General features: G+C 54.8%; 1 protein-coding gene. It reads right to left on the bottom strand.

The annotated features are described in order from the left end of the window. Positions 1–1,123: 1,123 nt before the first annotated feature. Entirely contained in the window at positions 1,124–1,918 is a 795-nt protein-coding gene (locus NKJ21_RS27265; protein ID WP_004614937.1) for an APH(3')-II family aminoglycoside O-phosphotransferase, read from the bottom strand. Positions 1,919–2,403: the final 485 nt, after the last annotated feature.

Here is a 2,403-nt window from a genome sequence, read left to right as displayed (position 1 = left end):
GGACTATAAAGATACCAGGCGTTTCCCCCTGGAAGCTCCCTCGTGCGCTCTCCTGTTCCGACCCTGCCGCTTACCGGATACCTGTCCGCCTTTCTCCCTTCGGGAAGCGTGGCGCTTTCTCATAGCTCACGCTGTAGGTATCTCAGTTCGGTGTAGGTCGTTCGCTCCAAGCTGGGCTGTGTGCACGAACCCCCCGTTCAGCCCGACCGCTGCGCCTTATCCGGTAACTATCGTCTTGAGTCCAACCCGGTAAGACACGACTTATCGCCACTGGCAGCAGCCACTGGTAACAGGATTAGCAGAGCGAGGTATGTAGGCGGTGCTACAGAGTTCTTGAAGTGGTGGCCTAACTACGGCTACACTAGAAGAACAGTATTTGGTATCTGCGCTCTGCTGAAGCCAGTTACCTTCGGAAAAAGAGTTGGTAGCTCTTGATCCGGCAAACAAACCACCGCTGGTAGCGGTGGTTTTTTTGTTTGCAAGCAGCAGATTACGCGCAGAAAAAAAGGATCTCAAGAAGATCCTTTGATCTTTTCTACGGGGTCTGACGCTCAGTGGAACGAAAACTCACGTTAAGGGATTTTGGTCATGAGATTATCAAAAAGGATCTTCACCTAGATCCTTTTAAATTAAAAATGAAGTTTTAAATCAATCTAAAGTATATATGAGTAACCTGAGGCTATGGCAGGGCCTGCCGCCCCGACGTTGGCTGCGAGCCCTGGGCCTTCACCCGAACTTGGGGGGTGGGGTGGGGAAAAGGAAGAAACGCGGGCGTATTGGCCCCAATGGGGTCTCGGTGGGGTATCGACAGAGTGCCAGCCCTGGGACCGAACCCCGCGTTTATGAACAAACGACCCAACACCGTGCGTTTTATTCTGTCTTTTTATTGCCGTCATAGCGCGGGTTCCTTCCGGTATTGTCTCCTTCCGTGTTTCAGTTAGCCTCCCCCTAGGGTGGGCGAAGAACTCCAGCATGAGATCCCCGCGCTGGAGGATCATCCAGCCGGCGTCCCGGAAAACGATTCCGAAGCCCAACCTTTCATAGAAGGCGGCGGTGGAATCGAAATCTCGTGATGGCAGGTTGGGCGTCGCTTGGTCGGTCATTTCGAACCCCAGAGTCCCGCTCAGAAGAACTCGTCAAGAAGGCGATAGAAGGCGATGCGCTGCGAATCGGGAGCGGCGATACCGTAAAGCACGAGGAAGCGGTCAGCCCATTCGCCGCCAAGCTCTTCAGCAATATCACGGGTAGCCAACGCTATGTCCTGATAGCGGTCCGCCACACCCAGCCGGCCACAGTCGATGAATCCAGAAAAGCGGCCATTTTCCACCATGATATTCGGCAAGCAGGCATCGCCATGGGTCACGACGAGATCCTCGCCGTCGGGCATGCTCGCCTTGAGCCTGGCGAACAGTTCGGCTGGCGCGAGCCCCTGATGCTCTTCGTCCAGATCATCCTGATCGACAAGACCGGCTTCCATCCGAGTACGTGCTCGCTCGATGCGATGTTTCGCTTGGTGGTCGAATGGGCAGGTAGCCGGATCAAGCGTATGCAGCCGCCGCATTGCATCAGCCATGATGGATACTTTCTCGGCAGGAGCAAGGTGAGATGACAGGAGATCCTGCCCCGGCACTTCGCCCAATAGCAGCCAGTCCCTTCCCGCTTCAGTGACAACGTCGAGCACAGCTGCGCAAGGAACGCCCGTCGTGGCCAGCCACGATAGCCGCGCTGCCTCGTCTTGCAGTTCATTCAGGGCACCGGACAGGTCGGTCTTGACAAAAAGAACCGGGCGCCCCTGCGCTGACAGCCGGAACACGGCGGCATCAGAGCAGCCGATTGTCTGTTGTGCCCAGTCATAGCCGAATAGCCTCTCCACCCAAGCGGCCGGAGAACCTGCGTGCAATCCATCTTGTTCAATCATGCGAAACGATCCTCATCCTGTCTCTTGATCGATCTTTGCAAAAGCCTAGGCCTCCAAAAAAGCCTCCACACTACTTCTGGAATAGCTCAGAGGCCGAGGCGGCCTCGGCCTCTGCATAAATAAAAAAAATTAGTCAGCCATGGGGCGGAGAATGGGCGGAACTGGGCGGAGTTAGGGGCGGGACTATGGTTGCTGACTAATTGAGATGCATGCTTTGCATACTTCTGCCTGCTGGGGAGCCTGGGGACTTTCCACACCCTAACTGACACACATTCCACAGCTGGTTCTTTCCGCCTCAGGACTCTTCCTTTTTCAATATTATTGAAGCATTTATCAGGGTTATTGTCTCATGAGCGGATACATATTTGAATGTATTTAGAAAAATAAACAAATAGGGGTTCCGCGCACATTTCCCCGAAAAGTGCCACCTGACGCGCCCTGTAGCGGCGCATTAAGCGCGGCGGGTGTGGTGGTTACGCGCAGCG

This window comes from Klebsiella sp. SWET4, assembly GCF_024296565.1.
Taxonomy (GTDB): domain Bacteria; phylum Pseudomonadota; class Gammaproteobacteria; order Enterobacterales; family Enterobacteriaceae; genus Klebsiella; species Klebsiella variicola.
This window is presented reverse-complemented; position numbering and strand designations above follow the sequence as displayed.